Source organism: Marinobacter denitrificans (assembly GCF_008795955.1).
Classification (GTDB): Bacteria; Pseudomonadota; Gammaproteobacteria; order Pseudomonadales; family Oleiphilaceae; genus Marinobacter; species Marinobacter denitrificans.
Map to the genome: position 1 here is coordinate 1 of NZ_VMHN01000027.1, position 2450 is coordinate 2450.

The 2450-nt window shown below is 60.2% G+C and carries 3 protein-coding genes; all 3 read left to right on the forward strand.

Features of this window, described 5'->3' with window-relative positions:
- Positions 1 to 82: 82 nt before the first annotated feature.
- Positions 83 to 460 carry an IS66-like element accessory protein TnpA gene (gene tnpA, locus FO268_RS22670; RefSeq protein ID WP_150995415.1) on the forward strand — a complete coding sequence of 126 codons (378 nt, stop codon included), beginning with the start codon at positions 83 to 85 and terminating at the stop codon, positions 458 to 460.
- A complete protein-coding gene (tnpB, locus tag FO268_RS22675; RefSeq protein ID WP_162893759.1) occupies positions 457 to 792 on the forward strand; it encodes an IS66 family insertion sequence element accessory protein TnpB in 336 nt (111 codons plus the stop codon). Before tnpA ends, tnpB begins: the two co-directional genes overlap by 4 nt.
- Before the next feature lie 75 nt (positions 793 to 867).
- Positions 868 to 2433, forward strand: coding sequence for an IS66 family transposase (gene tnpC, locus FO268_RS22680; RefSeq protein WP_150995417.1), 1566 nt, complete (start codon positions 868 to 870; stop codon positions 2431 to 2433).
- Positions 2434 to 2450: the final 17 nt, after the last annotated feature.

Genomic DNA, 2450 nt, shown 5'->3' on the forward strand with positions numbered 1-2450 from the left:
GTAAGCGGCCGGTAATCCCATCTTGAGCCAGGCGCTGCCGCCGTCAGGATAGTGTCCACTTATTTTCTAGTGGACACTTAATATGAACGACTTAAGCGTAACCAAACCCTACCAACGCCGTCGCCGCTTTTCTCGGGAATTCAAAGCCCGGATTGTTGCCCAATGCCTGAAACCCGGTGCGTCCGTTTCCCGAATTTCCCTGGATAACGGTCTCAACGCCAACATGGTGCGGCGCTGGATCAGCGAGGCGCGACGAGCGCCGAAAACACGGACGACAACACCGGGATTTGTACCGGTCAATCTGCCAGCGGCAACCTCTGCACCGGGCAACCCATCGGTCTCGGATAAGCGTAGCACCATCCGCATCGAGATTCCCCGCGCCGGTGGCGCGGTCGTGGTGGAGTGGCCTGCGGAGCAGGCGCATCAATGTGCTGCCCTGTTGCGGGACCTGTTGGGATGATACGCATCGACGAGATCTGGCTGGCCACCGAACCGCTGGATATGCGGGCGGGACCGGACAAGGCCCTGGCCCGGGTTATTCAGGTCTTCGGTTCTGCCAGGCCGCATTGCGCCTATCTGTTCGCCAACAAACGGGGCAACCGGATGAAGGTTCTGATCCACGATGGTCTTGGTATCTGGCTGTGTGCCCGCCGGCTGAACCGGGGCAAATTCCACTGGGGCGAAACCTGGCGCGGTGAGCAACTGCGCCTGACCGAAGAGCAGTTGTCCGCCCTGGTTCAGGGCCTGCCCTGGCAACGCCTTGGTGCGGAAGGCGTCATCTCCATCCTGTAACCACAAGTGCCGTGATGCCGCTATAGCCAGAACCGCGAATCGCTTGCCGCACAGGGACTTGGCATACTAGGCGGCATGACTCAGCGCCCCGACATCAACCAACTCTCTGCCGATCAGCTCCGTGCCCTGGCGACGGATCTGATGGACTCTCTGGACGCCAAGGATGAAGTCTTGGGCCTGAAGGAGCGGGAGTTGGTGCGCAGCAATGCCATCATCGAGAAGCTGACCCACGAAGTAGCCATCCTCAAGCGTCACAAGTACGCCCGTCGCAGTGAGCAACTTGATGCGGTTCAGGGGAAACTGCTGGACGAACTGATCGACAGCGACCTGGCCGCCATCGAAGCCGAGCTGGACCAGGCGATGACCGAGGAACAGAAAGCTGCCCGGCCAAAGCAAAAGCCCAAGCGCACCCCGCTGCCACCAGAACTGCCCCGTACCCTGATCCACCACGAACCGGACAATACCCGGTGCCAGTGTGGCTGCCAGCTCAAGCGTATTGGCGAAGACGTCAGCGAAAAGCTGGACTACGTACCGGGCGAGTTCACAGTGGAGCGGCACATCCGGGGCAAGTGGGCCTGCGACAAATGCGAGACCTTGATCCAGGCACCGGTACCTCCACAGGTGATCGACAAGGGCATCCCCACCGCCGGCCTGTTGGCTCAGGTGCTGGTGGCCAAGTACGCCGACCATCTGCCGCTGTACCGCCAGGAACGCATCTTCGGCCGTGCCGGATTAGAAATCCCGCGCTCCACCCTGGCTGAATGGGTGGGTGCCTGCGGTGTGCAGTTGCAGCCCCTGGTGGATGCGCTGAGAAACGCCCTGCTGGAGCACGGCGTTCTGCATGCCGATGAAACACCGGTCAGCATGCTGGCCCCGGGTAAGAAAAAGACTCATAAGGCTTACGTCTGGGCTTACTGCACCACACCGTTCTCGGACCTGAAAGCCACCGTTTATGACTTCGCTTCCAGCCGTGCAGGCGAACACGCCCGCACCTTCCTGGGTGACTGGCAGGGCAAGCTAGTCTGTGATGATTATGCTGGTTACAAGGCCGGGTTCGGCAACGGCATCACTGAAATTGGCTGCATGGCCCACGCCCGTCGCAAGTTCTACGACCTGCACGAAGCCAACAAGAGTGAACTGGCAGCCAAGGCGCTGGAATACATCGGTGGGCTCTACGAGATCGAACGGGAAACCAAAGACCTGCCACCGGATAAGCGCGGGGAAATCCGACAAACCAGAGCCAAACCACTTGCTGACGCACTGCATCAGTGGATGCTGGCGCATCGACAGAAGGTGCCGGATGGCTCCGGCACGGCCAAAGCGTTGGATTACAGCCTCAAACGTTGGGCAGCGCTGACGCGCTACCTGGACGATGGTGCGGTGCCCATCGATAACAACTGGGTGGAAAACCAGATCCGGCCCTGGGCGCTGGGACGCAGCAACTGGCTGTTCGCGGGATCACTACGCAGTGGCCAACGTGCTGCGGCTGTGATGACACTGATCCAGTCGGCGAAGCTGAATGGGCATGATCCCTGTGCTTACCTGAAGGATGTGCTGACCCGCCTTCCGACGCAGAAGAACAACGCCATCGACGAGCTATTGCCCCACAACTGGAAGCCGGCTATACCTGACAAGGTGTGATGGGCGGACGCTTACAA

Excerpts from the sequence above, each read along its gene's own strand:
- tnpA (WP_150995415.1), top strand. The coding sequence starts at position 83 with ATGAACGACTTAAGCGTAACCAAACCCTACCAACGCCGTCGCCGCTTT.
- tnpB (WP_162893759.1), top strand. The coding sequence starts at position 457 with ATGATACGCATCGACGAGATCTGGCTGGCCACCGAACCGCTGGATATG.
- tnpC (WP_150995417.1), top strand. The coding sequence starts at position 868 with ATGACTCAGCGCCCCGACATCAACCAACTCTCTGCCGATCAGCTCCGT.